23 protein-coding genes are annotated in these 24,581 nt (G+C 68.2%); 7 read left to right on the top strand and 16 right to left on the bottom strand.

What is annotated here, in order from left to right; translation table 11 throughout:
* Positions 1-11: 11 nt before the first annotated feature.
* The 9 genes from NB3_RS23045 to NB3_RS23005 all read right to left on the bottom strand — a co-directional run bounded on the left by NB3_RS23045 (position 12) and on the right by NB3_RS23005 (position 8,714).
* Positions 12-353, bottom strand: a complete 342-nt coding sequence (locus tag NB3_RS23045; RefSeq protein ID WP_067807324.1) for a 4Fe-4S dicluster domain-containing protein — start codon at positions 351-353, stop codon at positions 12-14.
* Entirely contained in the window at positions 353-1,942 is a 1,590-nt protein-coding gene (locus NB3_RS23040) for an FAD-dependent oxidoreductase (RefSeq protein ID WP_067807223.1), read from the bottom strand. The genes NB3_RS23045 and NB3_RS23040 overlap by 1 nt, the downstream gene beginning before the upstream one ends.
* Complete coding sequence (locus tag NB3_RS23035; protein WP_067807218.1) at positions 1,939-2,667, bottom strand: ABC transporter ATP-binding protein; 729 nt, start codon at positions 2,665-2,667, stop codon at positions 1,939-1,941. The genes NB3_RS23040 and NB3_RS23035 overlap by 4 nt, the downstream gene beginning before the upstream one ends.
* Positions 2,668-3,510 (bottom strand): ABC transporter permease, encoded by an 843-nt coding sequence (locus NB3_RS23030; RefSeq protein WP_067807215.1) that lies wholly within the window; start codon positions 3,508-3,510, stop codon positions 2,668-2,670.
* 224 nt (positions 3,511-3,734) lie between these two features.
* Complete coding sequence (locus NB3_RS23025) at positions 3,735-3,938, bottom strand: hypothetical protein (protein ID WP_067807208.1); 204 nt, start codon at positions 3,936-3,938, stop codon at positions 3,735-3,737.
* Positions 3,939-4,181: 243 nt separating this feature from the next.
* Positions 4,182-5,069 carry an NAD-dependent protein deacetylase gene (locus tag NB3_RS23020; protein WP_157111965.1) on the bottom strand — a complete coding sequence of 296 codons (888 nt, stop codon included), beginning with the start codon at positions 5,067-5,069 and terminating at the stop codon, positions 4,182-4,184.
* 59 nt (positions 5,070-5,128) lie between these two features.
* On the bottom strand, positions 5,129-5,788 hold the full coding sequence (lexA, locus tag NB3_RS23015) for a transcriptional repressor LexA (RefSeq protein ID WP_067807318.1): 660 nt from the start codon (positions 5,786-5,788) through the stop codon (positions 5,129-5,131).
* A 94-nt stretch (positions 5,789-5,882) separates the two neighbouring features.
* Positions 5,883-8,177, bottom strand: a complete 2,295-nt coding sequence (locus NB3_RS23010; RefSeq protein WP_067807314.1) for a molybdopterin-dependent oxidoreductase — start codon at positions 8,175-8,177, stop codon at positions 5,883-5,885.
* Between the two features lie 54 nt (positions 8,178-8,231).
* Complete coding sequence (locus tag NB3_RS23005; RefSeq protein ID WP_067807205.1) at positions 8,232-8,714, bottom strand: nitroreductase family deazaflavin-dependent oxidoreductase; 483 nt, start codon at positions 8,712-8,714, stop codon at positions 8,232-8,234.
* Between the two features lie 355 nt (positions 8,715-9,069).
* Between NB3_RS23005 and NB3_RS23000 the strand changes: the two genes are divergently transcribed.
* Together NB3_RS23000 and NB3_RS22995 are read left to right on the top strand one after the other, a co-directional pair.
* Positions 9,070-10,389 carry a family 1 glycosylhydrolase gene (locus NB3_RS23000; protein ID WP_067807202.1) on the top strand — a complete coding sequence of 440 codons (1,320 nt, stop codon included), beginning with the start codon at positions 9,070-9,072 and terminating at the stop codon, positions 10,387-10,389.
* Positions 10,390-10,423: 34 nt separating this feature from the next.
* Entirely contained in the window at positions 10,424-10,618 is a 195-nt protein-coding gene (locus NB3_RS22995) for a hypothetical protein (RefSeq protein WP_067807199.1), read from the top strand.
* Between the two features lie 5 nt (positions 10,619-10,623).
* Here NB3_RS22995 and NB3_RS22990 read toward each other — a convergent pair whose 3' ends face one another.
* Complete coding sequence (locus NB3_RS22990) at positions 10,624-11,532, bottom strand: NAD(P)H-dependent flavin oxidoreductase (RefSeq protein ID WP_244892034.1); 909 nt, start codon at positions 11,530-11,532, stop codon at positions 10,624-10,626.
* Between the two features lie 119 nt (positions 11,533-11,651).
* Entirely contained in the window at positions 11,652-12,353 is a 702-nt protein-coding gene (locus NB3_RS22985) for a TetR/AcrR family transcriptional regulator (RefSeq protein WP_067807197.1), read from the bottom strand.
* A 187-nt stretch (positions 12,354-12,540) separates the two neighbouring features.
* Between NB3_RS22985 and NB3_RS22980 the strand changes: the two genes are divergently transcribed.
* From NB3_RS22980 to NB3_RS22970, 3 genes are all read left to right on the top strand, one after another.
* Positions 12,541-14,262: a GMC oxidoreductase gene (locus NB3_RS22980; protein WP_067807194.1), complete on the top strand. Its 1,722-nt coding sequence runs from the start codon at positions 12,541-12,543 to the stop codon at positions 14,260-14,262.
* Between the two features lie 171 nt (positions 14,263-14,433).
* Positions 14,434-15,993, top strand: a complete 1,560-nt coding sequence (locus tag NB3_RS22975) for a serine hydrolase (protein ID WP_067807309.1) — start codon at positions 14,434-14,436, stop codon at positions 15,991-15,993.
* A 132-nt stretch (positions 15,994-16,125) separates the two neighbouring features.
* Positions 16,126-16,560: a hypothetical protein gene (locus NB3_RS22970; RefSeq protein ID WP_067807191.1), complete on the top strand. Its 435-nt coding sequence runs from the start codon at positions 16,126-16,128 to the stop codon at positions 16,558-16,560.
* Between the two features lie 110 nt (positions 16,561-16,670).
* Here the strand turns inward: NB3_RS22970 and NB3_RS22965 are convergent, their stop codons facing one another.
* From NB3_RS22965 to NB3_RS22950, 4 genes are all read right to left on the bottom strand, one after another.
* Positions 16,671-17,054 (bottom strand): VOC family protein, encoded by a 384-nt coding sequence (locus tag NB3_RS22965; RefSeq protein WP_067807188.1) that lies wholly within the window; start codon positions 17,052-17,054, stop codon positions 16,671-16,673.
* A gap of 306 nt (positions 17,055-17,360) precedes the next feature.
* Complete coding sequence (locus tag NB3_RS22960; protein ID WP_067807185.1) at positions 17,361-18,236, bottom strand: DUF4231 domain-containing protein; 876 nt, start codon at positions 18,234-18,236, stop codon at positions 17,361-17,363.
* Positions 18,237-18,521: 285 nt separating this feature from the next.
* On the bottom strand, positions 18,522-19,793 hold the full coding sequence (locus NB3_RS22955) for a cytochrome P450 family protein (RefSeq protein WP_067807182.1): 1,272 nt from the start codon (positions 19,791-19,793) through the stop codon (positions 18,522-18,524).
* Positions 19,794-20,151: 358 nt separating this feature from the next.
* On the bottom strand, positions 20,152-21,264 hold the full coding sequence (locus NB3_RS22950) for a hypothetical protein (RefSeq protein ID WP_067807180.1): 1,113 nt from the start codon (positions 21,262-21,264) through the stop codon (positions 20,152-20,154).
* A 709-nt stretch (positions 21,265-21,973) separates the two neighbouring features.
* Here NB3_RS22950 and NB3_RS22945 point away from each other — a divergent pair.
* Both NB3_RS22945 and NB3_RS22940 read left to right on the top strand, forming a co-directional pair.
* Positions 21,974-22,735: a bestrophin-like domain gene (locus tag NB3_RS22945; protein ID WP_067807178.1), complete on the top strand. Its 762-nt coding sequence runs from the start codon at positions 21,974-21,976 to the stop codon at positions 22,733-22,735.
* Between the two features lie 86 nt (positions 22,736-22,821).
* Positions 22,822-23,736: a hypothetical protein gene (locus NB3_RS22940; protein ID WP_067807175.1), complete on the top strand. Its 915-nt coding sequence runs from the start codon at positions 22,822-22,824 to the stop codon at positions 23,734-23,736.
* 34 nt (positions 23,737-23,770) lie between these two features.
* Here the strand turns inward: NB3_RS22940 and NB3_RS22935 are convergent, their stop codons facing one another.
* Positions 23,771-24,532, bottom strand: coding sequence for a 3-hydroxyacyl-CoA dehydrogenase (locus tag NB3_RS22935; protein ID WP_067807173.1), 762 nt, complete (start codon positions 24,530-24,532; stop codon positions 23,771-23,773).
* Positions 24,533-24,581: the final 49 nt, after the last annotated feature.

Here is a 24,581-nt window from a genome sequence, read left to right as displayed (position 1 = left end):
GCTTTCGTAGTTCAGAGTTCCGACAACCGCGGCGGCGGAGTGCCGTGCGGAAGACGCGGCCCCACCGCGACCAGACTGCCCGGTTTACGGCCACGACCCCAGCCGAGTTCCTTGCGGTAGCGGCCGATGTGCTCGCCGGGCACGGCGTCGTGATCGGCCAGCGGCGTCGCCTCCGGATCGACGTACAGCGCGTCCGTCGGGCAGTACGCCTCGCACATGAAACAGGTCTGGCAATCCGATTGCCGCGCGATCACCGGAATCCCGCTGTCGGTACGGTCGAACACATTCGTCGGGCACACGTCCACGCACTTGTCGCAGCCGATGCAGTCATCCGCGCGCACGATCTCGATCATCACGCCACCGCCGCTGTGCTGACCGCCGCCGACGTCGCCGTCCACACCTCGTCGAGCCCGCCGGCCAGGATGTGATGGTGCTGCTCCGGGTCCAGATCCGGGTGATCCGCCCGTTTGCTCATCCCCCGCGTCTCCGTGCGCGCCAGCGTCGACCGATACATCAGCCGCCCCACGGCGGTCATGGCCGCGGCCTGGCGAGCCCGCACCCGCTCATCTCCCGTACCGCCGCCCAACCCACGGCTGGCGTCGGCCCACACGTCGTCCAGCCGGTCCACCGCGGGCCGGATCCGGTCGCCATGGCGCAAGTAGTTCTTCTCGAACGGAATCACCTCTTGCTGCACGGCCGCCACCACCTCCGCGGCGGACACCGACTCCGCGTGCTCCGGTCGCAACCCGGCACGCCCCGCGCCACGCACATCGGCGCTCCCGGCCCGGCCCGATCCCAACGCGAACAACGCCGCGCCACGACCCGCCCAACTGCCCGACGACATCGCCCACGCCGAATTGTGGCTGCCGCCACCGGTGAAACCGCCGCAGATCCGTTCTCTGGTCGCCGCGTCACCCGCCGCGTACAAGCCCGGCACCGTGGTGGCGCAGTCGTCGTCGACGACATCGATGCCGCCGGTGCCGCGAACGGTGCCCTCGGCGAGCAGATCCACCTCGAACCGGTCGGTGAACGGGTCGATGCCGCGCCGATCGAACTGCAGGAAGAAATTCGGCTGACCCAGCCGCATCTGCGCCTGCACCGCCGCGTCGGCCCGATCGAGCTGCGCGAACACTCTCTCCCGCAACAGAGCTCGCGCGATCACCGAACGGCCCTTGGTCGAACCCGCGCCCTCGAGCACCCGCCCGTCCTCGTGGAAGAACGTCGCGTAACCGTAGTAGGCGGTCTTGGTGATCGTCGAGCCCTTCGGCACGATCGCGTAAGCGTTGGAGAATTCCATCCCCGAGAACCGAGCACCCACCTCGGCCGCCATCAGCGCGCCGTCACCGGTATCGACGTTGGTGCCCAGCGCACGGGACAGGAACGCGCACCCACCGGTGGCCAGCACCACCGCACCGGCCACGACACGGTAGTCCCGGTCGGCCTGACGCTGGTAACCCGCCGCGCCGCGCACCACGCCGTCGGCATCGACCAGCAATTCCAGCGCGGGCGAGTGATCCAGGATGCGCACCCCGGCACGCTTCACCCACGCCCGCATCCGCCGCATGTACTCCGGCCCCTGCACACCGGTGCGGACCTGCTCACCCGTGGCGGGATCGACGGGAAACGGATACCGCCCCTCCACCGCCAGCCGATTCATGTTCGCGTAGGTCTGATCCAGCACCCGGTCCATCCAGTAGTGGTCGGCCAGATGCCCGCCCAACGCCTCCCGGCTGGCCTTCGCGTTCGCCCGCGCGGTCGCCTCCGGCGCCACGTACCACACACCGGTGCCGGAGGGGGCGGTGGCGCCGCTGGTCCCGCAGTACCCCTTGTCCACCAACGTGACCTCGGCGCCGGCCTCACGGGCATGGATCGCCGCCCAGCAGGCAGCGGGCCCGCCGCCGATCACCAAGACGTCGGTACTGATCTGCAACGGTTCACTCATGCGTCTGCTCCTGTCGGTGCCTCGGGATTCACGCCGAGTGCGAGCAGCAACCGGCGGCGAAGTGCGGAAAATTCGGGATCGACCACCGAACGCGGGCGGGCGACGGTGATATCGAAGGATTCGGCGATGCGACCCGCACGCAACACGAGCGCACGATCGGCCAGCAGCAGCGCCTCTTCCACGTCATGGGTCACCAGCAGCACCGACTGCCGGTGCAGCGTCCACAGACGGGCAACCAGAGCCTGCACCTTCAACCGGGTCAGCGCGTCGAGAGCACCGAACGGCTCATCCAGCAGCAGCAGCTCAGGATTGCGGACCAGCGCCCTGGCCAGGGCAACACGCTGCGCTTCCCCACCCGACAGCGTCGCGGGCCACGCGTTCGCCTTCGCGGTGAGCCCCACTTCCTCCAGCGCTGCCAACGCCCGCGCCTTCGTGGCCCCGTCGACACCCAGTACGACATTGCGCCACACGTTGATCCACGGAATCAGCCGATGCTCCTGGAACACGATCGCCTTCGACCCAGGCACCTCGAACGATCCGCTGAAGCCACGGTCGAGGCCACCGATACCACGCAGCAGCGTGCTCTTCCCCGAGCCGCTGGCACCGAGCAGGGCGACGAATTCACCCGGCGCGATATCCAGATCGACTCCGCCCAATACCGTGCGGCCGCCGAAAGCGCGCCCCGCCCCGCGGATGCGGACACCGGTCCCGATGGTGGCGGTCATCTACTTCCCCTCGTAACCGGTGCGCCACGCCAGGAACCGGTGTTCCAGCACACGCACGAACAGATCGGTGAGCAACCCCAGCACCGCGTAGATCACCAGAACCAGGAAGATCTGGTCGGTCCGCAAGAACTCCTTGGCATCGTTCATCAAGAACCCGAGACCGACCGGTGTCGTCTGCATCTCCGCGACCACCAAGGTCAGCCAGCCGATGCCGAGCGCTTGCCGCAAACCGACGAGGATCTGCGGCAACGCCCCGGGCAGGATGATTTTCGTGGTCAGCTCGAACCTGTTGAGCCCCAACGATTCCGCCGCCTCCACCAGCCGCCGGTCCACGCCCCGGATACCGGCCAGCACGTTCAGATAGATCGGGAAGATCGGCGCGACGATGATCAGCGCGATCTTGAACGAATCACCGATACCGAACCAGATGATGAACACCGGCACCAAAGCCAGCGTCGGCAACATCCGCAACGCCTGCAACGGACCGTTCACCAGATCCTCGGCGACACGGAACAACCCCGCGGCCACCCCGCACACCAGACCGATGCCGATACCGATGGCCAACCCGACCGCCACCCGGCGCCCGGAGGCGGCCAGATGCTGCCACAACTCACCCGACCTGATCAGCTCCCACCCGGCCTCGAGCACCTCCGTCGGCGCGGGAGTGGTCGCGCCGAGCCAGGATCGAGCGCCCAACTGCCAGATGATCACCGCCAAGACCAGCCCGGAAGAGGCCCGAGCCAGGCCGATCAGCCTGCGAGCGAAGGGGAACGGGCTCTCGGTCGCCGTCTCGGCCGGGGCGGAGGGCGGCGCGGAGGTGGCCGGATCCAACTGCAACGTCATCTGACACGGTCCTCACACGAGAAGTACTGTCCGGAACAGTAAGGTGTGCGGACGGTTCACAGAATGATTGCGATCAGCGCGATCCTGAACCCGCGGCGCGGGCGCTCTCCCCCTGCCGACCAGCCCCCATCAGGTACGACGCGGTACCGGTCGAGCGAATACCGAATCAACGCAAGCGCTTGCCGGACGCTCGACAGGCACCCGTTGTCACGACATCGGCTGCGTCACCCGTTCTCGGTGACGGTGGTGTCGGGATGGCGGCGGCTGGTATCGGGCTTGACGAAGTGCCCGGTGATCGCCGAACGGTCACGCCGATTGTCACCGTCGTGCGGCTCGTCCTCACCGAGCGTGGTCCTCGGGTTCTCCTCCGCGGTCTGCTCACTCACATATTCACCGGTTTCGGCGGAGCGATAGCTCTTCTCGGCCACAAGATCCTCCTTCGAATACCCCTCATCAGGGCATTGCGTCCATTCCTTCCCCGAATAGCACCAGCACGCCACGGGAAACGTCCCTTGGTCAATGGACCGATGTGCATGCCGGAATGGGTGACCCGCGCTGAACCGCGATCCCGGCCGCGCGGCTTGAACGTCACCGGCCCAGCGGCATCCAGGCTCGGCCCGGCAACCACCACACGGCGCACGACACCGGCCGGAATGAGCAGATGATCGGGACTACGCCCGCCCAGCGGATTCGGCCGCGACCGGCACGCGCGTCCCGTCCACACGCTCGGCGAGCGCGGACAGCACCGTCGAGCACCCCGCATCCAGCGTCAGCGCCGCCAGCTCGTCACCGCGCGTGCGTCCCCGATTGACGATGACGACGGGACGACCGCGCTTGGCGGCGTGACGCACGAAACGCAACCCCGACATCACCGTCAGCGACGACCCGGCCACTAGCAGCACGTCCGCGGCCTCGACCAGCTCGTAGGCCGCGGCGACCCGCTCCTTGGGCACGGTCTCCCCGAAATAGACGATATCCGGCTTCAGCAATCCGCCACAGCGCGCGCAGTCCACCATCCGGAAACCCGCTGTGTCGGCGACCACCGCATCGGCGTCGGGCGCCACCTCGAGCCCGTCGGTGGTCACCGCCTCCGCGAAGCCCGGATTCGCCGCCTCCAACCGGTCGGCGAGCGACATCCGCGAGATCAGCGATCCACAGCCCAGACAGCGCACCCGCGCATACGTGCCGTGCAGATCGATCACCCGCCGATGCCCCGCCTTGGTGTGCAACAGATCCACATTCTGCGTGATCAACCCGCTGACCACGCCCATCCGCTCCAGCCGTGCCAGCGCTCGATGCCCCGGATTGGGCCACGACCCGTCCATCCGCCGCCAGCCGACGTGATTACGCGCCCAGTACCGCTGCCGGAACACCGGATCGCCGACGAACTGCTGGTAGGTCATCGGAGTGCGCGGCGGCGAGGACGGACCGCGATAATCCGGGATCCCGCTGTCGGTCGAGATCCCGGCGCCGGTCAACGCGACCACCCGGCGCCCGTCCAGCAAGCCCACCAGCCGCTCGAACCCGGCGCCGAGCGGCATCCGCACCAACTCCGACATGCCGTTCAGGGTACGGCCGCCGCGGTCACCGCACCCAGCCCGCCGCCGGTTCGCCCAGGTCAGACCCGCCGCATCACCGACACGACCTTGCCGAGCACCACGGCTTCGTCGCCGTCGATCACCTCGTAGGCGGGATTACGCGGCTCCAGGAACACGTGACCGTTGCGCCGCCGGTAGACCTTCACCGTCGCCTCGCCCTCGATCATCGCCGCCACAATTTCCCCCGAATGCGCCTCGTGCTGCTGCCGCACCACCACGATGTCACCGTCGCAGATGGCCGCGTCGACCATCGAATCACCACGCACCCGCAACCCGAACACCGTGCCGCGACCGACGAGTTCACGCGGCAACGTCATCGTGTCGTCGGCATGCTCCTCGGCCAGGATCGGAGCACCCGCCGCGATATCACCGACCACCGGCACCGCCACCGAATCCTCCGCGGTCTCCCGCACCGGGGCCTGCAAGAACATCCGCACATCCATCGGACGCGACACCGTCCGGCCACGGCGCAGAAAGCCACGCTCCTCCAAGCTCTTCAGATGCTTGGACACCGACGACGCCGACCGCAGACCCACCGCATCACCGATCTCGCGCGTATTCGGCGGATACCCGTACCGCAGCACCCAGTCCCGAATCGTGGCGAGAATCCGCTGCTGGCGCGGCGGCAACGTCGAGGTGTCGAGGTGCTCGAACGCATCGAGCGGGTCGTATCCGGTCACCCGGGGAATGGTAGAGGCACCGGCCGACACCGCGAACCGGCCATCGCACTGGACCCACCGAAGCGCGATGTCGCCACCGCGCCGCACGGCGGCCTCACAGCGCGTCCGGTTCCAGCCGGTCCGGCGGGCGAATCACCTCCACCTCCTGGAGTGGGCCCGCATAGCGCGCGATCTCCACCATCGTGAGCTGCCCCGCACACCCTTGGCTGAGCGTGGAGGACGGACGGTCGGCGATGAGCACGTTCGGATTACCGTGGCGGCACAACGCCGGATCCGCCGGATCCGGGTCGTACCACGCGCCGGTGGACAGCTGCGCGACGCCGGGCCGCACCCCCTCGTCCACGACCAGCCCGGCCAAGCAACTACCCCGGTCGTTGAACACCCGCACGATGTCACCAGCACACAGACCACGAGCGCCCACGTCCGCGGGATGCATCCGAATCGGCTCCCGCCCGGAGATCTTCACCGACTGACTGTAGGCGCCCACGTCGAGCTGACTGTGCAACTTCGTGCGCGGCTGATTCGCCACCAACTGCACCGGAAACCGCTTCGCGACCGGGCCACCGAGCCACTCCTCCGGCTCCAGCCACGCCGGATGCGGCGGACAATCGGTGTACCCGAAGCCATCGATGGTCGCCGAGAAGATCTCGATCTTCCCGCTGGGCGTGCTGAGCGGGTACCGGCCCGGATCGGCGCGAAAATCCGCGGCCAGCACTTGCCGTGGGTCCGGCACCGGAAGCTCGATCGCCTCGCCCGACCAGAGCACGTCGAAATCCGGGAACATGTGGCCCGCACTCGACTGCTCCGCGCGCCACCGCTCGTACAGATGCCGCAGCCACTCCGACACCGAGCGCCCTTCGGTGAACTCCTTGCCGACTCCGAGCCGATCGGCCGTCTCGGCGAAGATCCGGAAATCGTCGCGCGCCTCGGCGGGCGGACGGGTCAACGCTCGCATCGCGAACAACGACCGGTCGCCCTCCCCCGCACCGAAATCGTCACGCTCGATCGACATCGTCGACGGCAGCACGATGTCCGCGTGCCGTGCGGTAGCCGTCCAGAACGCGTCGTGCACGACGACGGTGTCAGGACGTGCGAACGCCGCACGCAAACGGGCCAGGTCCTGGTGGTGATGGAACGGATTTCCACCACACCAATAGACCAACCGCACATCCGGATACACGAGTTCCCGACCGTTGTACCGATACGGCGCACCCGGGTTCAGCAGCATGTCCGCGATCCGCGCGACCGGAATGAACGCATCGACGCCGTTGCGCCCCTGCGGAAGTCGCGGCACCGGCCCACGCGCGGGCTCCCCGACGCCCGCGGCCGATCCGTAACCATGCCCGAACCCGCCACCGGGAAGCCCGATCTGCCCCAGCATCGCCGCGAGCACCACCCCAGCCCACACCGGCTGCTCACCATGCCGCGCCCGCTGCAACGACCAGCTCACCGTCACCATGGTCCGGGCCGCGGCCATCTCGCGCGCCAGCATCCGGATGCGCTCGGCCCGCACGCCGGTGATCGCCTCGGCCCACTCCGGATCCTTGACGACGCCGTCCACCGCCCCGCGCAGATACGCAGCGAATCGGTCGTAGCCGACCGTGTACTCCCGCAGGAACTCCTCGTCGGCCAGACCTTCCGCGTCGAGCACCTGCGCCAGCGCGAGCATCATCGCCACGTCCGTGCCCGGCAATGGGGCGATCCACTCGGCGTCGCTCTCCGGCGGCGTGTCGTCACGCAATGGACTGATCGACACGAATCGGCAGCCCCGCTCCCGCGCCGCCGTGATCCAGCCCCGCATGTTGTGCCGGGAGACGCCACCCGGCGACACGGCCGCGTTCTTCGGCGACAGACCCCCGAAAGCGACCACGAGTTCGGAGTGCTCGGCCAACACCGCCTTCGCCGTGGCTTGTTGCGTCACCCAGCCGATGTCTCCGATGACGTACGGCAGCAGGACCGTCGAGGTGCCCAAACTGTAGCTGTTCACGTGCCGGACATAGCCGCCGAGACAGTTCAGGAAGCGGTGCAATTGGCTCTGCGCGTGATGGAAGCGCCCCGCGCTGGCCCAGCCGTACGAACCGCCGAATACAGCCTCCGCACCGTACCGCCCGTACACCCGGCCGAGTTCGCCGGCCAGCAGGTCCAACGCCCGCTCCCAGGACACCGGAACGAAAGCTTCCGAACCGCGCGGCCCCGGCCCCGGTCCGTTCTCCAGCCACCCCCGACGGATATACGGACGATCGATTCGAGTGGGATGATGCTGCGCCGAAGCGACATTGCCGATCAACGGCATCGGCTCCGGGTCGCCACGCCACGGTCGTACCGCCGTGAGCCGTTCACCGTCGCTGTCCGCCTCGAAGGCCCCCCAGTGGGTCAGATGCGTGGTCACCGCCCCACCGTAACCGTCTCCACCCACACCGCGCCGCTGCCGATTCACCTTGCGTCAGTGAGACTTCCGGCGCAGTTCGAAGATCCGGAACAGCCGGCCGCCGGAGAGCTCGTACTCCATGGCGTAGCCGGGCCAGAACTCGACCGCCAGATCCCAGATGGGCTTGCGCTCAGCGCCGTCTATCTCGCGCACCGCGACCAAGAACTGCTCGCCCTTGTGGCGGACGGAGGCAGTCTGCGCTGCGCGCAGATTCGCCGACCACGCCGGATGCCGGGAACTCCCCCAGTTCGAGCCGAGGACGATGAAATCCGAACCGTGTGGCACGTACAGCAACGACGTGGTGCGCGGGATACCCGTCTTCCGGCCGGGCACGGTGACCTCGATGGAGGGCAGGCCAGCAAGATCCAGGACGCCCTTTCGCCCGCCGCTGACTCGCCGGATCAAGCGCTCGAGCCGAAGCACGGCCGGCGCCGTCCGCATGACCCAGCGGCGCTGGGCGAGCCGTCGGGCTACTCGCGGCAACGGATTGGACAGCATGGTCGCATCCTGACATGCCCTTGCTTCCGAGCAGGTGACCCAGGCCGTGAGCGAGGGACATCTCACAGCCGATTTCCGCCCCTCTCGTCCTTGCCGCTTTTGGGAGGCGCGGTGGGTGATTGGATAAAGTATAGTTAGATGCGAATATCTACGTATCAATATGTAAAATTAAGACCTCCGCTCCCGAACTTTCGTCACGGTTTATGCGGTTCGAATACCAGACATTCCATCTGCGCTGCCCGCCCTCCCCGAGTTCGAGAAAACGGTCAAGCGACCAGTTACCCTGTCCCCCATGCCGCCCCAGGCCTCGTGCGCCGAGGTCTCCCGAGGGCCCCCTTCTCGGAACAGGAGTTCGATGCGTTCACACCGCCGCCATATCCCGGCTGCGCTGGCGGCCGTCGCCGCGGTACTGCTCGGAGGCACCGCTCCAGCCGCCGCTCGTCCCGCGCCGCCCGCCGCGGTGGCACCGATGGGCCCGGATTTCCTCTGGGGCGTCGCCTCGTCGGGATATCAATCGGAAGGCCACGCACCGGACAGCAACTGGTCGCGTTATGTCGCGTCCGGGAAAACGGCGGATCCCTACCTGGATTCGATCGACTTCTACGCGCGCTACCGCTCCGACATCGCCCTCGCGGCCGATCTGGGCGTGAAGGTGTATCGCATCGGTGTCGAATGGGCTCGGCTCCAGCCCGAACCGGGCACCTGGGACCCCGCGGCGCTGAAGTTCTACGACGACGTCGTCACGGCGATCACAGCGGCGGGCATGCGCCCCATGATCACCATCGACCACTGGGTCTACCCGGGTTGGGCGGTGGACCGCGGGGGGTGGACCACCCCGGGCATCGTCGAGGACTGGCTGGCCCACGCACGCGCGGTCGTGGATCGTTACGCGCCGTACCAGCCGTTGTGGGTCACGTTCAACGAGCCGGCCTTCTACCTGGTGAACGAACTGCGCAACGGCGGATTGCCGCCCGCGGCGGCGCCCGCGATGCAGGACCGGATCGCCAGGGCGCACGACGGCATCTACGACTACATCCACCGGGTTCAGCCGGGCGCCATGGTGACCAGCAATGTCGCCTACATCCCCGGTGGCGAGGACGTGGTGAACAAGCCGCTGGTGGACAGGCTCGCCACGAAGCTCGACTACATCGGCATCGACTACTACTACGGCCTCTCCCCCGACAGCCTCACCGCGTCGGCGAGTTTCACCGAGTTGTGGAAGAACCCGCTGCAGCCGGAAGGGATCTACTACGCGCTCCAGCACTATGCGCGTCAGTTCCCCGGCAAGCCGCTCTACATCGTCGAGAACGGCATGCCCACCGAGAACGGCCTGCCGCGCGCGGACGGATACGGTCGCGCCGACTCACTGCGCGACACCGTCTACTGGCTCCAGCGCGCCAAGGCCGATGGCATGAACCTGATCGGCTACAACTACTGGAGTCTCACCGACAATTACGAGTGGGGTTCCTACACACCGCGTTTCGGTCTCTATACCGTCGACGTCCTGACCGATCCGGCCCTCACGCGCAAGCCGACGGACGCGGTGGCCGCGTACACCGGCATCACCCGGACCGGCGGCGTCGCGCCCGATTACCGGCCGACCCGTGCGCCGAAGGATTGTTCCCTCGTCGACGTGCCCGCCAGCTGCTCCGATCCGGTCACCGTGCCCCGGTGACGCGGCTGGGTACACCATCGACCGGAGGTGGACGATGACCGACGATCCCATCGAAGTGCTGCGGCGCTGGACCGATTCCGGCGGGATCTGGCGGGTCGCGGGACGCCGATCCGGTTCGGTCACCGTCGCGCTGTATCAGTGCACCGGCGGCGAGGAGGTCGACCGGCTGGTCTCTTCCGATCCCGAGCTGATTCGCTACCTCGGTGAGCGGATCAGCAGCGAGGACTGAACCGCTCAGCTCGCGACCGATCCGGTCGCGGCCGCCCACAGTCGCTCCAGCACGCGCGCGACCGGCTCCACAGCGGTGACCAGGCCGACGCCCTCCCCCGCGTCGATCGGCGTGACGGACGGGTCGTCAGCGGCGAGCGCCGCGGCGAGCGCGCGCTTGGCCGCCCCGTCCATGGCGAGTTCGTCTTCTCGTCCGGTCCACCGATCGGTGAACCCGGTGCGCAGTACCCGCGCGGGAAACTTTGGCGGCCACGGCAATTCCATTCCCACGTCGTAGGCGCGGGTGAGCACCGTGTCGTCGCCGCGCGCGTCGATCATGGCGCGACGGCCCGCCTCCGGCAGCAGCGATTCCGAGCACGCTGCCAGACAGGTGCCGAGCCAGGCCCCACCGGCCCCGGCTCGCAACACGGTGGCGAGGTCCCGTGGCGTGCCGATTCCACCGGCCGCGAGTACCGGTACCGACGCCACGGCCAGCACCTCGTCCAGTAGCGGCAGCAGCGCCGCGTTCACGGCGCCGTGTCCGCCGCCCTCCACACCGCGGGCGACGAGGACGCCGATACCGCCGTCTTCCGCACGCCGCGCATCCTGCCCGCTGTACACCTGGGTAACCGGGACGATCCCGGCCTCCGCGACGCGGGCCGCCCAGTCCAGGTCTTCCCCGAAGCTCACCGAGATCAGTGCGGGACGGGCTTCGATCGCGACCTCGAGCAGTCGCGGTTCCTTCGCCACCACCCAGTCGACCAGACCGATGCCGAAGGGGCCGTCGGTGCCGCGGACGTGCGGTAACTCCCGCTCCAGCGCCGCGACCGATCCGGCGCTGCCCATTCCGATCATCCCGAGTCCACCGGCGGCGGTCACCGCCGCGGCGAGCCTTCCGCCCGCCACACCACCCATCGGCGCGTTGACCAGGGGCATGCGCGCACCCATCCGGTGCGCCCATGCGATTGCGGAAGACTGTCGGCCGGGCATCGTCACACGTCCCATCGCAGCACATGCCGCCACGACCGGTCACGGGCCCCCGGTCCGGCGGATGATCAGCCGCGGCGGCCGAGCAGGTCCAGCAGTCCGCCGAGCTGGAGTTCGAACAACTCGTCGCGGTCGGCGAAGGTGTCGGCGCCGTACATGTCGAAGACGTCCGCGCTCACCGCCCCGAACAGGCCGACCCAGAACGTCACACCGCGGACGATCAGCCAGTCCGGCAGGTCGAGCCGGAACTCGTCCCGGATCAGCGCGAAGCTGCCCGCCAGAGGGGCGGATATCCGCGGCTGCTCGCCGGGCGCGGCGAGCAGGCCCGCACGATGGGCGCGAGCGAACAGGCTGAGCAGCGCGGCGATCACCCTGGTGCCAGGAGCGATGGTCTCGGTGGCGGGCGCGTCGTAGCCGGGAACCGGTGTGCCGAACAGCAACCCGTAGCGCGCGGGCTCGGCCAGCGCCCAACGCCGCACCGTGCGCCCGAGCACCCGCAGTCCCTCGATCGGATCGTCCCCGCCCTGTTCGGCCAGCGCTTCGTCGACCGCGTCGCCGAGTGCGTTGTAGCCGTCCACCACGAGCAGGGTGAGCAGTTCGTCACGACTGCGGACATACCGGTAGACGGCCGAGGAGACCACACCGAGGTCACGCGCCACCGCGCGCAGCGACAGCGCGGCCGCACCCTCGGTCGCCAGGTGCTCCCGTCCGATCCGGACGATGTCGTTCATGGTCTGGGCCCTGGCGCGGGCGCGGGGAGTCGTCGGCATAGCAGCAACGATGCGCGCTTGAGAGAGCGTTGTCAACTATTGAGAGCGTCGCTCTGAAACCGGGGCGGACAACTACCGGCAACGCCGAATACCGGAGCGATCGGCCGATTCCGGCCGACTTGCGAACCGTTACTTACCCGGGAGTAGTGTTAGCCGAGTCACTGGCGACACGATCGAGGAGTTCCACATGGACCAGCGGACGACGGATTTCGACGTGCTGATCGTCGGTTCCGGGTTCGGCGGCAGCGTCACCGCGCTTCGGCTGGTGGAGAAGGGGTACAAGGTCGGCGTGCTGGAGGCGGGCAGGCGCTTCGCCGACGACGAGCTGCCCAAGACCAGCTGGGAGCTGAAGAAGTTCCTCTGGGCGCCCGCGCTCGGCTGCTACGGAATCCAGCGCATCCACCCGCTGCGCAACGTCCTCATCCTCGGCGGCGCAGGCGTCGGTGGCGGTTCGCTGAATTACGCGAACACGTTGTACGTGCCGCCGGAGCCGTTCTTCCGCGACCCGCAATGGCGTGACATCACCGACTGGCGCGACGAGCTCACACCGTACTACGAGCGGGCTCAGCGAATGCTCGGCGTGGTGCGCAACCCGCACATGACGCCCGCCGACGAGGTCTTCAAGGCCGTCGCCGAGGACTTGGGCGTCGGCGACACCTTCGTGCAGACACCCGTCGGCGTGTTCTTCGGCGAGCCGGGCAAGACCGTGCCGGACCCGTACTTCGGCGGCGTGGGCCCGGAGCGCACCGGGTGCGTCGAATGCGGCGACTGCATGGTGGGCTGTAAGTACGGCGCGAAGAACACCCTCGTGAAGAACTACCTGTATTTGGCCGAGCAGGCCGGCGCCGAAGTCATCCCGATGACGACGGTCACCGAGCTGCGTCCGCACCCGGACGGCACCTGGGATGTGTCCACCGCGCGTACCGGCGCCTGGATTCGCAAGCAACCGCAGACGTTCACCGCCGCGCACGTCGTGCTCGCGGCGGGCACGCGCGGTACGCAGAAGCTGTTGTTCGCCATGCGGGACAAAGGCGTGCTGCCGGACCTGTCCGACCGGCTCGGCGTGCTCACGCGCACCAACTCGGAGTCGATCGTCGGCGCCGCGACCAAGACGGTGCGCCCCGGCACCGACTTCACCAAGGGCGTCGCGATCACCTCGTCCATCCATCCCACCCCCGACACGCATATCGAGCCGGTCCGCTACGGCAAGGGCTCCAACGCCATGGGCCTGCTGCAGACGCTCATGGTTGACGGCGGCGGCCGGATCCCGCGCTGGCTGCGTTTCCTCGGCTTGGTGCTGCGGCACCCGATGAACCTGCTCAGCTTCCTGAGCACGAAGAATTGGAGCGAGCGGACCATCATCTCGCTGGTCATGCAGCACCTGGACAATTCGATCACCACCTACACCAAGCGCGGCCTGTTCGGCCGCAAGTTGACCAGCAGACAAGGCCACGGCGAACCCAATCCGACCTGGATCCCCGTCGGCAACGACGTCACCAGGCGGGTCGCGGAGAAGATCGGCGGCATCGCGGGCGGCAGCTGGGGCGAGATCTTCAACATCCCGCTGACCGCCCACTTCCTCGGCGGCGCGGTGATCGGGGCCGACGCCGAGCACGGCGTGATCGACGCCTACCACCGCGTGTACGGCTACCCCACGCTCAGCGTCGTCGACGGCGCGGCGGTCTCGGCGAACCTGGGCGTCAATCCTTCCTTGACGATCACCGCGCAGGCCGAGCGGGCGGCGGCGTACTGGCCGAACAAGGGCGAGGTGGACGCCCGTCCGCCGGTGGGCACGGGATACCGGCGCATCGCTCCCATCGCGCCGGCGCATCCGGCGGTGCCCGCGAGCTCCCCCGCCGCGCTGGTGCTTCCGATCGTGGAGATCCGCGACACGCCCGCCGCGGGATAACCAGCCGGGATTCGACGGCGGCGGGCGAGCGCGGAGCCCGCCGCGGCGAAAATCCGAACCGTCCGCGTAGCAAATCTATCTCAACTAGCCTTTATCTGGTCTTTTGTCGCTCCAACGGCCAGGAGGCGACCCGTGAGCACACTGCGGCGCACATTGCTCGGTCCCACGGCGATGGCGACGGCCGTCGTCCTCGCGCTGACCGGGTGCGGCGACGACCGAGCCGACACCACGCAATCGGCAACACCGTCCAGTTCCGCGGCGCTGCCCAACCAGATCGCCGGTGTGCCGATACCGGAGGGCCGGATCGATGACGCCGTGGAGGAGCTGGACCGGCTCGCCGAAGACCTGTTCGCCTCCTCCGGCGTTCCCGGCATGGCGGTCGCCGTGGTGCACGGCGGGAAGGTCGTGTACAGCAAGGGGTTCGGCGTCCGCAATGTCGTCACCAAGGAGAGGGTCGACCCGGACACGGTCTTCCAGCTGGCGTCGCTGTCCAAGCCGGTCGGGGCGACGGTGGTCGCCCGCAGGATCGCCGCGGGAGGCGTCGAATGGGACACTCCGGTACACCGGCTGCTGCCGTCCTTCGCCTTGGCCGATCCCTACGTCACCGAACACGTCACGATCGGCGACCTGTACGCGCACCGCTCCGGGCTGCCCGATCACGCGGGCGACCTGCTCGAGGACCTCGGCTACGACCGCGACCAGATTCTCGACCGGCTGCGGCTGCTGCCGTTGGGCCCCTTCCGGACTTCGTACGAATACACCAATTTCGGACTGACCGCGGCTGCCGTCGCCGTGGCCGCCGCCGCGGGGACCGAGTGGGAGACGTTGTCCCAGCAAACCATCTACGGCCCGCTCGGCATGAAATCGACCAGTTCTCGCTATGCCGACTTCGCCTCCCGCGCGAACCGGGCGGAGGGGCACGTGCTGGTCGACGGGAAGTACGAGCCGGCGAATCCGCAGCGCCAGCCGGATGCGCAGTCCCCGGCGGGCGGGGTCAGCTCCTCGGTGGCCGACATGGCCGCATGGATGACGATGGTGCTGGCCGACGGGTCCGCGGGTGGCTCGATCCTGGTCCCACCGGAGGATCTCCTGCCCGCCGTCTCGCCCCAGGCCGTGTCCGCGCCGCCGAAAACGCCCGACGCGCGGGCCGGGTTCTACGGATTCGGTTTCAATGTCGGCGATTCCGCCTCCGGCCGCGTCGTGCTCGGTCACTCGGGGGCGTTCGGCCTCGGCGCGGCCACCGCGTTCACCCTGATCCCGTCCGCCGACGTCGGCATCATCACGCTCACCAACGCGGCGCCGATCGGGGTGCCGGAGACACTGAACGCCGAGTTCGCCGATCTGGTCCAGTTCGGGAAGGTGCAGCAGGACTGGCGCACCCTCTATCGCGAGGCCTTCCAGCCGCTCGGCGCACCGGCAGGGGCGCTGGCGGACAAACAGCCGCCCGCAAAGCCCGCTCCCGCGCGACCACCGGCATCGTATGCGGGCACCTACGACAACGCCTACTACGGACCGGCGACGATCAGCGCCACCGATCAATCGCTGACGCTCACCCTTGGCCCGAACAACATGACCTTCCCCTTGAAGCACTGGGACGGTGACATTTTCGTCTTCACACCTCCCGGCGAGAATGCCAATCGCGGATCGATCTCCCAGGCCACCTTCGACGGTGACCGGCTCACCCTCGAGTACTACGACACCGAACACCTCGGCGTATTCACCCGGCGCTGACGGTCACGCCATCGACCGCGATCCCCGGCCACGGATCGGCCCGCAACCGATCCAGGACATCGCTCATCCATTTCCCGGGGGTTTGCCGATCCCGGTTGCGGGAAGTCGCTGAATGCAGGAGAGGAGGCAGCGATGACCGAACCGAACGAGACATACGACCCGCCGCAGGACACCGGCGCGCCCGACTCGGTCGAAACCGATCCGGCGGCCCTCAACAGCGCCGAGGACCTGGACGAGGACCGGCTGCGTTCCGACCCGCTCGAGGCCGGAATGGACCCACCGGAGCACTGGAGCGGCGTCACGAAGTACGGCGTGACGCAGTGGGAGCAGGCTCATCCCCGATCGATCGGAGACCGGCTCGCCGAGGAAGAGCCCGACACCGACCCCGATCGAGAGCCGGAGCCGGAGGCCGCCGGAAGCGAGGACGACCGGCGACTCCAGGACATCACCGACGACAACGAGCGAGTGCCCGCCGCACACCGCTACGAGGAGGAGATCGGTGTAGCGGCCGACATCGCGGGCGGCTCGGTGGGCGAGGACATCCGGCGCCCGGCCCCACCCGACTGACGGACGCGGCCGATCGGCGGACACTGTCGTGGCCCGGCCCGCCGTACCGGAGAACGATCGCGCGATCGCCTCCGGTACGGCGGGCCGAGTCGCATGCACGGCCCCGGTTCTTACTCCTCCGGGAGCCACACCAGGCAGAACGTGTGCCCCACCGGGTCGGCGTAAACGCGGAACGCTCCATCGGTCCGGCCCTGCACGAGGGTCGCGCCCAACGCGAGCGCCGCGGGCTCCGCCTGCTCGATGTCGTCCACCAGGACGTCGAAATGTATCTGCTGTGATCCCTCGGGATCGGGGAATCGCGGCGGCTGGTAGTCGGGCGCCGTTTGGAATGCGATGCGCCGGCCCGAAGCCTCGATGAGCACCACCCAATCGTCGTCATCGTCCTCGAGCAGGTCTCCGCCGAGCAGCTCTTGGTAGAACCTGGCGAGTTTGCGCGGTTCGGGGCAATCCAGTACCACGCTGCGCAACCGTCCGACCCCGTTGTTCGATGCCATACTCCGACCTCCTGACCTTTGCCATTCGTCGTTGCCTACCCGCACCGCTCGGCGGCAAACGGGGGCGCCTGCCTCCACCGCGATGAACCGCACGGATTCGGTGTGCAGAGAGCCGGAGCGAACGCAACGGCCCGCCCGGCGCCACGCAATACGCCGGACGGGCCGCTTCCCCGTTCGCCGTGCGACGCCGCCACGTCACACAGCCCGTTCATGGTAAGCGCCGATGCCCGGCATATCCGGCAGCCACGCCGGATCATCCGATGTCCGATCGTCGCAGTCGCACCGGTCATCCTCCGTGCGCGAAAGTCATTCGCCGTGTGAGGCCCGCCAGAGCGTGTGTTCCCGGCTGATCGCTTCCTCCGCGTCGGATACCGCGTCGGCCCAGTCGGCTTCGGTGTCGTGCTGTTCCAGGACTTCGGCGACGATGCTCAATTCGTTGGAGGCGACGGCATAGGCAGCCGCGCCCGTGCTGTGCTGGCGAGCCGACGACCACGCGGCCAGTCCCGCCACCGCGGACGCGAAAATCCCTGCCAGATCGAAACTCACCGCGTTGAACGCCTTCGCCAGCGCTCCGGCGACACCAGCCACCTCGAAAACGAGTGCCAGCGTGCCGAACAGCTGGGACCTGCGCTGGTGGTATCCGGACTTGCCCGCGTACCACCGTTGTTGCTCCCGGATGCGGTCGTCCAGATAGACGCGGCGCCGTTGGTCGAACGGAGCGGAGCGCAGTTGCCGCATGCGAGCGGTGATGGCAGGGGCAGTGGTCGGCCGCAGCGCGAGCGCCGAGATGTCCTGGCGCAGCAGCATGAGTCGCTCGATCAGCATTCGATCGGCCTCGGCGGCGGACAGCGTCCCCACGAACGGCGCACCCCGCACCGCGTACTTCCAGGTCAACGTTTTCACCGACTCGGCGAGCGCGCGACCTTCGTACCAGGACTTGCCCGGACGGCCGCGCAGGACGCCCACATCCACCGCGAGGATGCCCACGAAGGCCATCGCGGTGAGAACGGCCGCGATATCGGTACCCGAAGAGCCGACGCGGACCGTGAACGCCGCACACGCCGCCGCCACCACGGCCAGCAAGAGCCGGGCTCCATAGGCGCGAAGATAGAACTTCTGGCCGTACAGCGATGCCGTGTCCGCGGACTGGAACAGCCCCGGGTAGTCGTCAGCGTGCTGCACGGGACGCGGGACGCGTTCGAACCGACATGGCGGAAGCGTAGCAGGCAGCGAATGCGCATCGAATCTGTTTGCACGGCATCCGAATTGCCGATTCCGCGGTCACAAAGTCGGCGTTTCTACCCGGATTCGCGTCATCCGCCACGGACCTGCCACACCGGCGTGCGCGTCCGCCGCGTCGGCGATATCGCCGTGCCGGCCGGCCGTTTCCACCGCCGAGCATCGGTATGGACCCGAACCGGCCGGGCCACATCCGTTTCCGCCCGTGCCGTCGAGCGGAGGCCGCGCCTACCCGATGTGCACCGGCGCGGACTTGGGGAAGACGACCGGCAAAGCGATCAGCGCACGGTGGAACGGTCCCGGTCGCCATTGCAGTTCGTTCTTCGGCTTGCCCAACTGCATTTCCGGCAGCGCGTCGAACAGCTGATCGATGGCGTTCTGCACCGTCATGTAGGCGACGGATTTGGCCGGGCAGGCGTGCGGACCCGCACTCCACGCCAGATGCGACCGATTGCCGATACGACTGCCACCGGGTTCGTCGGTACCGCGGATCTGGGGGTCGTTGTTGCACCCGGCCAGACTGATGACCACCGGCTGGTCGGCGGGCAACCAGACACCGTCGACCATGATCGGCTGCCGCGGGTACGTCGTGCAGAAGTTCGCCATCGGCGGGTCGTTGAACAACACCTCGTCGAGCGCGTCGGTGGTGGACAGATTCCGGCCGAGCACGTCGCCGAAGCGGAACCGGTCGTCGGTGATCATCAGCAGGACCGCGTTCGTCAGCAGATTGCGCTGCGCCTCGAAACCGGCGCCGTAGAAACTCATGAGCTGGGCGAAGATCTCGATGTCGTCGAGTTCGGTGGAGTGGTGCGCCAGCCGTGAGGTGACGTCGTCGCCCGGGTGCTGCCGCTTGAGCCGGATCAGCTGCATCAGCGCGTCCTTGAGCATCTTCATGCCCTCGGGCCCCCGCACCGTGTCGAAGCGCGCGGCCATACCGGTCGCGACCCGCTCGCCGATGTCGGCCGGGCAGCCGACCATCTCGTTGAGCACCTCCAGGACGAGCGGAAACGCGTACTCGGTGACCAGGTCGGCGGATCCGGTCGCGCAGAAGGCGTTGATCAGCGGGACGGCGATCTGCTCGACCGTGGAAGGCACGTCGAACAGGTCGATTCCGTCGATGGCGTCGACGGAAGCATGCCGGTAGCGATCATGGGCGAGTCCGGTGTTGTAGCGCGCGGCCGGATACCACTCCATCATCGGCCGCACGGGCGAGTCCTCGGGAATGGTCTTCTGCCAGGTGCGCGGGTCAGCGGGGAAATGATCGGGATCGCTGAGGATCCGCACCGCGGTCTGATAGCCGATCACCAGCGTGGCAGGCACACCGGGCGCCAGCTCGATCGGCACCAAAGAGCCGTGTTCGCGACGCATCTCGCGGTAGGCGCGGTGCGGGTCGGCGACGAACTCCTTCGTATACATCTGGACGCGTGGGGCATCCGCTTCCGTGAAGGGGCCGTGCTGGACGGGGCACGCTCCGGCTCCAGTGGTGTGCGGCGCGGCCATCGGGGACTGTGGTGTGGTCAAGAACGTGACTCCAGGTTATGGAACAGCAATTCGACGAAGGTGATCTGTGAGCGGGTACACGTGCCTTCCAAGACCTGTCGTCCAGAGCTCGGCGACCCGCCTACGCTAAGCAACATAGCAACGCTCCGATCCCACCGCTGACGAAGGCGGCGCCGCCGAACGCGCGAGAGCCACGCACGGACAAGGCAATTCGCCGCCCTTTCGCGGGCAACGCACTGTCCGCGCTGGTCGGCAGCGCACGATCCGGTGCTCGCGCATCGGCGCCCAATCGTGGTCCGCGCGTGCGGACCACCGGCGCTTCCGCACGGTCACGCGCGGTCGGCAATCGCGCGGCAGATCACTGTTCGGGTTCCCCGCCGCTGGTCAGCGCCACCGTGGTCGCTACCGCCTGCCGAGCGGCGTCGACGCTGCATCGGCCGAGTCCGCAGGCGGTGGCGACACCGTAGGCCGAGCGCCCGGCGGCTTGTTCGAAGAGCGCGAGCGCGCGAGCGCTGTCCTCGTCGGAGTCCGGAGAGACGACACCGGCGATCACTTTCCACTCGGGATCGAGCTTGCGCAACGGGGCGTAGAACCGCGGCTCCAGCGGCGCGGGCTCGGCGCCGTAGGCACACGGGATGTGCACCGGGGGTAACGGTGTGCCCTGTTCGCGCAGTAGCCGCGCGGTGCGGCCGAGCAGCTTCACCGCCGGAGCCAGAGTACGCGGGGTGAGCAGGCTCTTGTGCTGATAGTCGCCATAGCACAGGTGCACGATCGCTTCCGCGCCGATTTCGTGCATCCGGCCGAGGAAACCGGCCAGTTGCCGCGCGACCAGCGGCGCCAGCGCCCACTGCGAACGTAGTTGCTCGGCCTTGACCATGCTCAGCAGGGCGATCGGCGACTCCACCTGCCAGACGACACGGTCGCCGTGCCGCTCGACGACCTCGGCCATCTCCCGCACCACCGCTTCGGTGAACACGGGAAGCTGCCGAAGCGCGCCGACCACGAGCCCGGAGCGCCGGACGGCAGGCCATACGGGCAGCCCACCGGAGACCGCGGCGCCCGCGAAGACGAACATCGCCAGATCTAGCGGATTGGGCTGGCTGATCTGCACTTTCGTTCCGGCCAGCTGCGGACGGTCGTCGCGCAGCGACTCGAAGGTCGCCACGACCCGGCCGATCCGCTCGACCCGGTCCATCGAGACGTGCCGCGGCTCCAGCGTGCTCCCTGGCCTCAGCCCGTAACTGGGGAAATCACCGTAGTCGGCGTAGTCGCCAGGGCGGACGATCTCGAAGACGTCGGCGTGCTGCTTGCGCGTGCGCAGATAGTCGAGAATCCAGTCCGGATCGAGATCGCAAGGCACGGCGGTCACCGGCCGCCCCTCGCTGTGGTCGGCAAACCATTGCATGACGGCACGATCACCCGTCATCAGCTCGGCAGGCAGGCTGCCGACATAATGCGCGTATCTGGTCATCTGTGGCTCTTCTGTTGTCTGGACGCGTGATCCGCGACCCAGGGCCTTCCCGTTACGCCGATCGGTAGCTGTGCAAGCGTACACGGGCACGCTCCGATCTCGCATCCCCTGATGTTCTCATGCTATCGACGCGCACAGGGGCGTTTCCGGATGCATTCCGCTGTTGCGGTGGACCATCCCGGCAATCGCGGCTTCCGCCTGCCGAGGAATCGAATACGTTGTGGGACAGTGCGATAGGTCAACGCTGCGCCGGGAGCAGGGTCTGCTGCCATCACCGCGACAGACGAGCACGACCATCACGAGATTCGTCGCGCAGCCCGATGTCCCGACGGTAGGGGATGCTTGCCGACAGTTCCCCGCAGGCAGCGCCGGTCGGCATCACGTAGTGCCGCCCGATCCGCTGCGCCGTCCCGACCGCGTGCGGCGGGACATTCCCAAATTTCGCCACAGGCAGGCGGTTTCGCCGTCTACTATCGGTGTCGTCCGAACCGGTCTGCCGGGTAGGGCAATTCCACGGCGCCTGGTTCCTGGCGGCGCCGCAGCGCGTTACCGCTTTGCTGTGCATCACTGATCAGATCCGAACAGTCGCAGACTCTCGACAGCGTGATCGTCGATCGTCTCGGTAACCATCTCGGGGGTGAGGGCCGCAGCCCGAGGACGCTTCGCTTCCGACGGTCGCGAGAACCACTCAGACAGAACGGAGTCCCGCATGGCCTTCGAGTTCGTGGTGCCCGCTCTCACCGCGCTCGTCGCGGTGGTCGTCTTCGTGGCCGGTGATCGTCTACATCCGAAGGCATGGCGGCACACCGACGACGACACCGTCGGCGCGCTGGTGCTCAACTTGATCAACACGATCTTCATGGCGGTGGTGGCATTCATCGTGGTCATCGCCTGGCAGCAGTACGACAACGCGCGCAATCACACCATCGCCGAAGCCAAGGCGCTCATCGACACCTACTGGGCCGCGCACGGGATGCCCGAACCCGACCACGCACGCATCCAAGGCTTGGTGCACGACTACACCCAGCAGGTTCTCACCGAGGAATGGACCGTCATGGCCGACGACGGTCACCTCAGTCAATCCACCCAGGACACCCTCGACACCCTCCGCGACGCGGTGGCCTCGGTGAATCCGGCCGACACCGAGGTCGATGCCCTCCGGACCGGTGCGCTGACCAGCCTCGACGCGGTGGCACAGGCACGCGCCGATCGCGCGCTCGACGCCGGTTACCGGGTACCCGCCTTCCTCTATCTGGCCATGTGGATCTGCACGGTGCTGCTGCTGTTCAGTGTGGTGCTCTCCGGCGTCCAGGTCACCAAACGCACCGTCGTGACGACCGCGCTGCTCGGCGCCATCGTCGGTGTGGTGATCCGGGCGATCTACAACCTCGACGAGCCGTTCTCCGGCGGGAACGTGGTCCCGAAGGAGGCTTTCGAACTCGCGCTGTCGCGGTACCAGCACACGACGTGAACTTCCGGCCGGTTTCGACTACGACGAGGCGACTGCACATGCGACCCCACCGAGAAGCATCTCGAACACCGCGATGGGCACGAGGATTGACCTCTGCGCTGTTGCCGCTGACCATGGCGGCCTTCGTGGCGCACCCGTCGGAAGCATCCGCGCAGGCGCCACCGTGGTCGCCCTTCGGTGACCTCGCCACCGGGAGTTCGGGCACGGCCGCCGGCTTCGATCCGGTGGGCGCCTTCCCGGGTGGCGGTTCCAGCGGCGGTCCCGCCGTCTCATCCGGCAGCGCCGCCGAGGGCGATACTTCCGGCGGGTCCCTGAGCCTCGGACCGATCAGGCTGCCCTCCGGCAGCGCCGGTCTCAGCCCGACCGGCAGCGCCGGAACCGGCGGTGCTCGCGGTCTTCTCGCCACCGGCGATGCGGCATCCGGCGGCATCGCCCACCCGGTGGAAACGACGCCACGCGCGGATGCCGCGGCGGAACATCCCGCCGCGGCGCCGGGAGTCGACGCGGGCAGCGCCCAGCTGGCCTGCACCGGCAGCGCCGTGACGGGGAGCGCGTTGCTGCTGCTCGGGCTGGTGACCGGAAGCGGCTTCGGCTCGCTCGTTCCGGGTCTGATCGGCCCGGGGTCGAGCGGATCGGGTCTGGGCAGCGCCGCGGTCGGCAGCGCCGCCACCGGCAGCGCGGTGCTGACCTGTCTGCTACTGCTTCCCACCACCCCGCCCGAGCCCATGAGCCCGCTTCGGCTCGGCCCGCCCGCCCCGGTCCTCCCTGTCGTTCCGGCACCCGCCGCCGTTCCCGTACCGATCCAGCCGCGGGCCGAACGCCCCATTCCCGCGTCATCCCCTCCGCCGCAGCACCGGCAGCGAGGTAGGGACATCCAAGCCGCCGAACCGGCCCCCGACCCGGGTCCATGGAGTCTGATGAAGCTGATGACGGTGCTGGTGGTCACCGTCATCACCGTCGTCGGAATCCGTCTGTCCCCCGGCCCCAGACGTGCCCGCTAGGCCTCGATCGAGCCCGCTCGGCTCGGCGACTACTTCAGCGCGGAGCCATCCGGATCGCGCCGTCCAAGCGGATGGTCTCGCCGTTGAGCATCGGGTTCTCCACGATGTGGCGCGCGAGCGCGGCGTACTCGGCCGGATCGCCCAGGCGCGAGGGGTGCGGGACCTGCGCGCCCAGGGAGGCGATGGCCTCATCCGGCAGCGTGGCGAACAGCGGCGTGTGGAACAACCCCGGCGCGATGGTCACCACCCGGATCTTGATGGCCGCGAGGTCACGCGCCACCGGCAGGGTCAGGCCGACGATTCCGCCCTTGGAGGCCGAGTACGCCGCTTGCCCGATCTGGCCGTCGAACGCCGCCACCGACGCGGTGTTGATGATGACACCGCGTTCCTCGCCCACCGGATCGGTCTTCGCGATCCGCTCGGCGGCCAGACGGATCACGTTGAAGGTGCCGATCAGGTTGACATTCACGACCTTGGTGAAGTCCGCCAGCGGGAAGGCACCGTTCTTGCCGACGGTCTTGATGGCGTTGCCGATACCCGCGCAGTTCACCGCGATCCGCAGGTCGCCCAGCTCCTGCGCGGCGTCGAGTGCCGCCGTGATCTGCTCTTCGTTCGTGACGTCCGCCGCGGCGAAGACCACGCCGTCGCCGAGTTCCTTCGCGACGGCCTCGCCGGAGGACGACGGCAGGTCGATGATCACGACCTTCGCTCCCTTGCCGTGCAGCTCCCGCACGGTCGCCAAGCCGAGTCCCGACGCACCACCGGTCACCGCAGCGACCGAGTTGCTGATCTCCATCCCACTCCTCTTCTCCGGGTTGTCCAACGACGACGCCAAACGCAGGCCG

It is taken from the genome of Nocardia beijingensis NBRC 16342 (assembly GCF_001612785.1).
Lineage (GTDB): Bacteria > Actinomycetota > Actinomycetes > Mycobacteriales > Mycobacteriaceae > Nocardia > Nocardia beijingensis.
This window is presented reverse-complemented; position numbering and strand designations above follow the sequence as displayed.

What these genes read in the sequence shown, in the direction of transcription:
- NB3_RS22980 (WP_067807194.1), top strand. Translation starts at nt 12,541, where the DNA reads ATGGACCAGCGGACGACGGATTTCGACGTGCTGATCGTCGGTTCCGGG.
- NB3_RS22975 (WP_067807309.1), top strand. Translation starts at nt 14,434, where the DNA reads ATGGCGACGGCCGTCGTCCTCGCGCTGACCGGGTGCGGCGACGACCGA.
- NB3_RS22990 (WP_244892034.1), bottom strand. Translation starts at nt 11,532, where the DNA reads ATGCCCCTGGTCAACGCGCCGATGGGTGGTGTGGCGGGCGGAAGGCTC.
- NB3_RS22995 (WP_067807199.1), top strand. Translation starts at nt 10,424, where the DNA reads ATGACCGACGATCCCATCGAAGTGCTGCGGCGCTGGACCGATTCCGGC.
- NB3_RS22935 (WP_067807173.1), bottom strand. Translation starts at nt 24,532, where the DNA reads ATGGAGATCAGCAACTCGGTCGCTGCGGTGACCGGTGGTGCGTCGGGA.
- NB3_RS23045 (WP_067807324.1), bottom strand. Translation starts at nt 353, where the DNA reads ATGATCGAGATCGTGCGCGCGGATGACTGCATCGGCTGCGACAAGTGC.
- NB3_RS23020 (WP_157111965.1), bottom strand. Translation starts at nt 5,069, where the DNA reads ATGTCGGAGTTGGTGCGGATGCCGCTCGGCGCCGGGTTCGAGCGGCTG.
- NB3_RS22965 (WP_067807188.1), bottom strand. Translation starts at nt 17,054, where the DNA reads ATGGCATCGAACAACGGGGTCGGACGGTTGCGCAGCGTGGTACTGGAT.
- NB3_RS23030 (WP_067807215.1), bottom strand. Translation starts at nt 3,510, where the DNA reads ATGACGTTGCAGTTGGATCCGGCCACCTCCGCGCCGCCCTCCGCCCCG.
- NB3_RS22970 (WP_067807191.1), top strand. Translation starts at nt 16,126, where the DNA reads ATGACCGAACCGAACGAGACATACGACCCGCCGCAGGACACCGGCGCG.
- NB3_RS22955 (WP_067807182.1), bottom strand. Translation starts at nt 19,793, where the DNA reads ATGGCCGCGCCGCACACCACTGGAGCCGGAGCGTGCCCCGTCCAGCAC.
- NB3_RS23035 (WP_067807218.1), bottom strand. Translation starts at nt 2,667, where the DNA reads ATGACCGCCACCATCGGGACCGGTGTCCGCATCCGCGGGGCGGGGCGC.
- NB3_RS22985 (WP_067807197.1), bottom strand. Translation starts at nt 12,353, where the DNA reads ATGCCGACGACTCCCCGCGCCCGCGCCAGGGCCCAGACCATGAACGAC.
- NB3_RS23005 (WP_067807205.1), bottom strand. Translation starts at nt 8,714, where the DNA reads ATGCTGTCCAATCCGTTGCCGCGAGTAGCCCGACGGCTCGCCCAGCGC.
- NB3_RS23000 (WP_067807202.1), top strand. Translation starts at nt 9,070, where the DNA reads ATGCGTTCACACCGCCGCCATATCCCGGCTGCGCTGGCGGCCGTCGCC.
- NB3_RS23040 (WP_067807223.1), bottom strand. Translation starts at nt 1,942, where the DNA reads ATGAGTGAACCGTTGCAGATCAGTACCGACGTCTTGGTGATCGGCGGC.
- NB3_RS22945 (WP_067807178.1), top strand. Translation starts at nt 21,974, where the DNA reads ATGGCCTTCGAGTTCGTGGTGCCCGCTCTCACCGCGCTCGTCGCGGTG.
- NB3_RS22950 (WP_067807180.1), bottom strand. Translation starts at nt 21,264, where the DNA reads ATGACCAGATACGCGCATTATGTCGGCAGCCTGCCTGCCGAGCTGATG.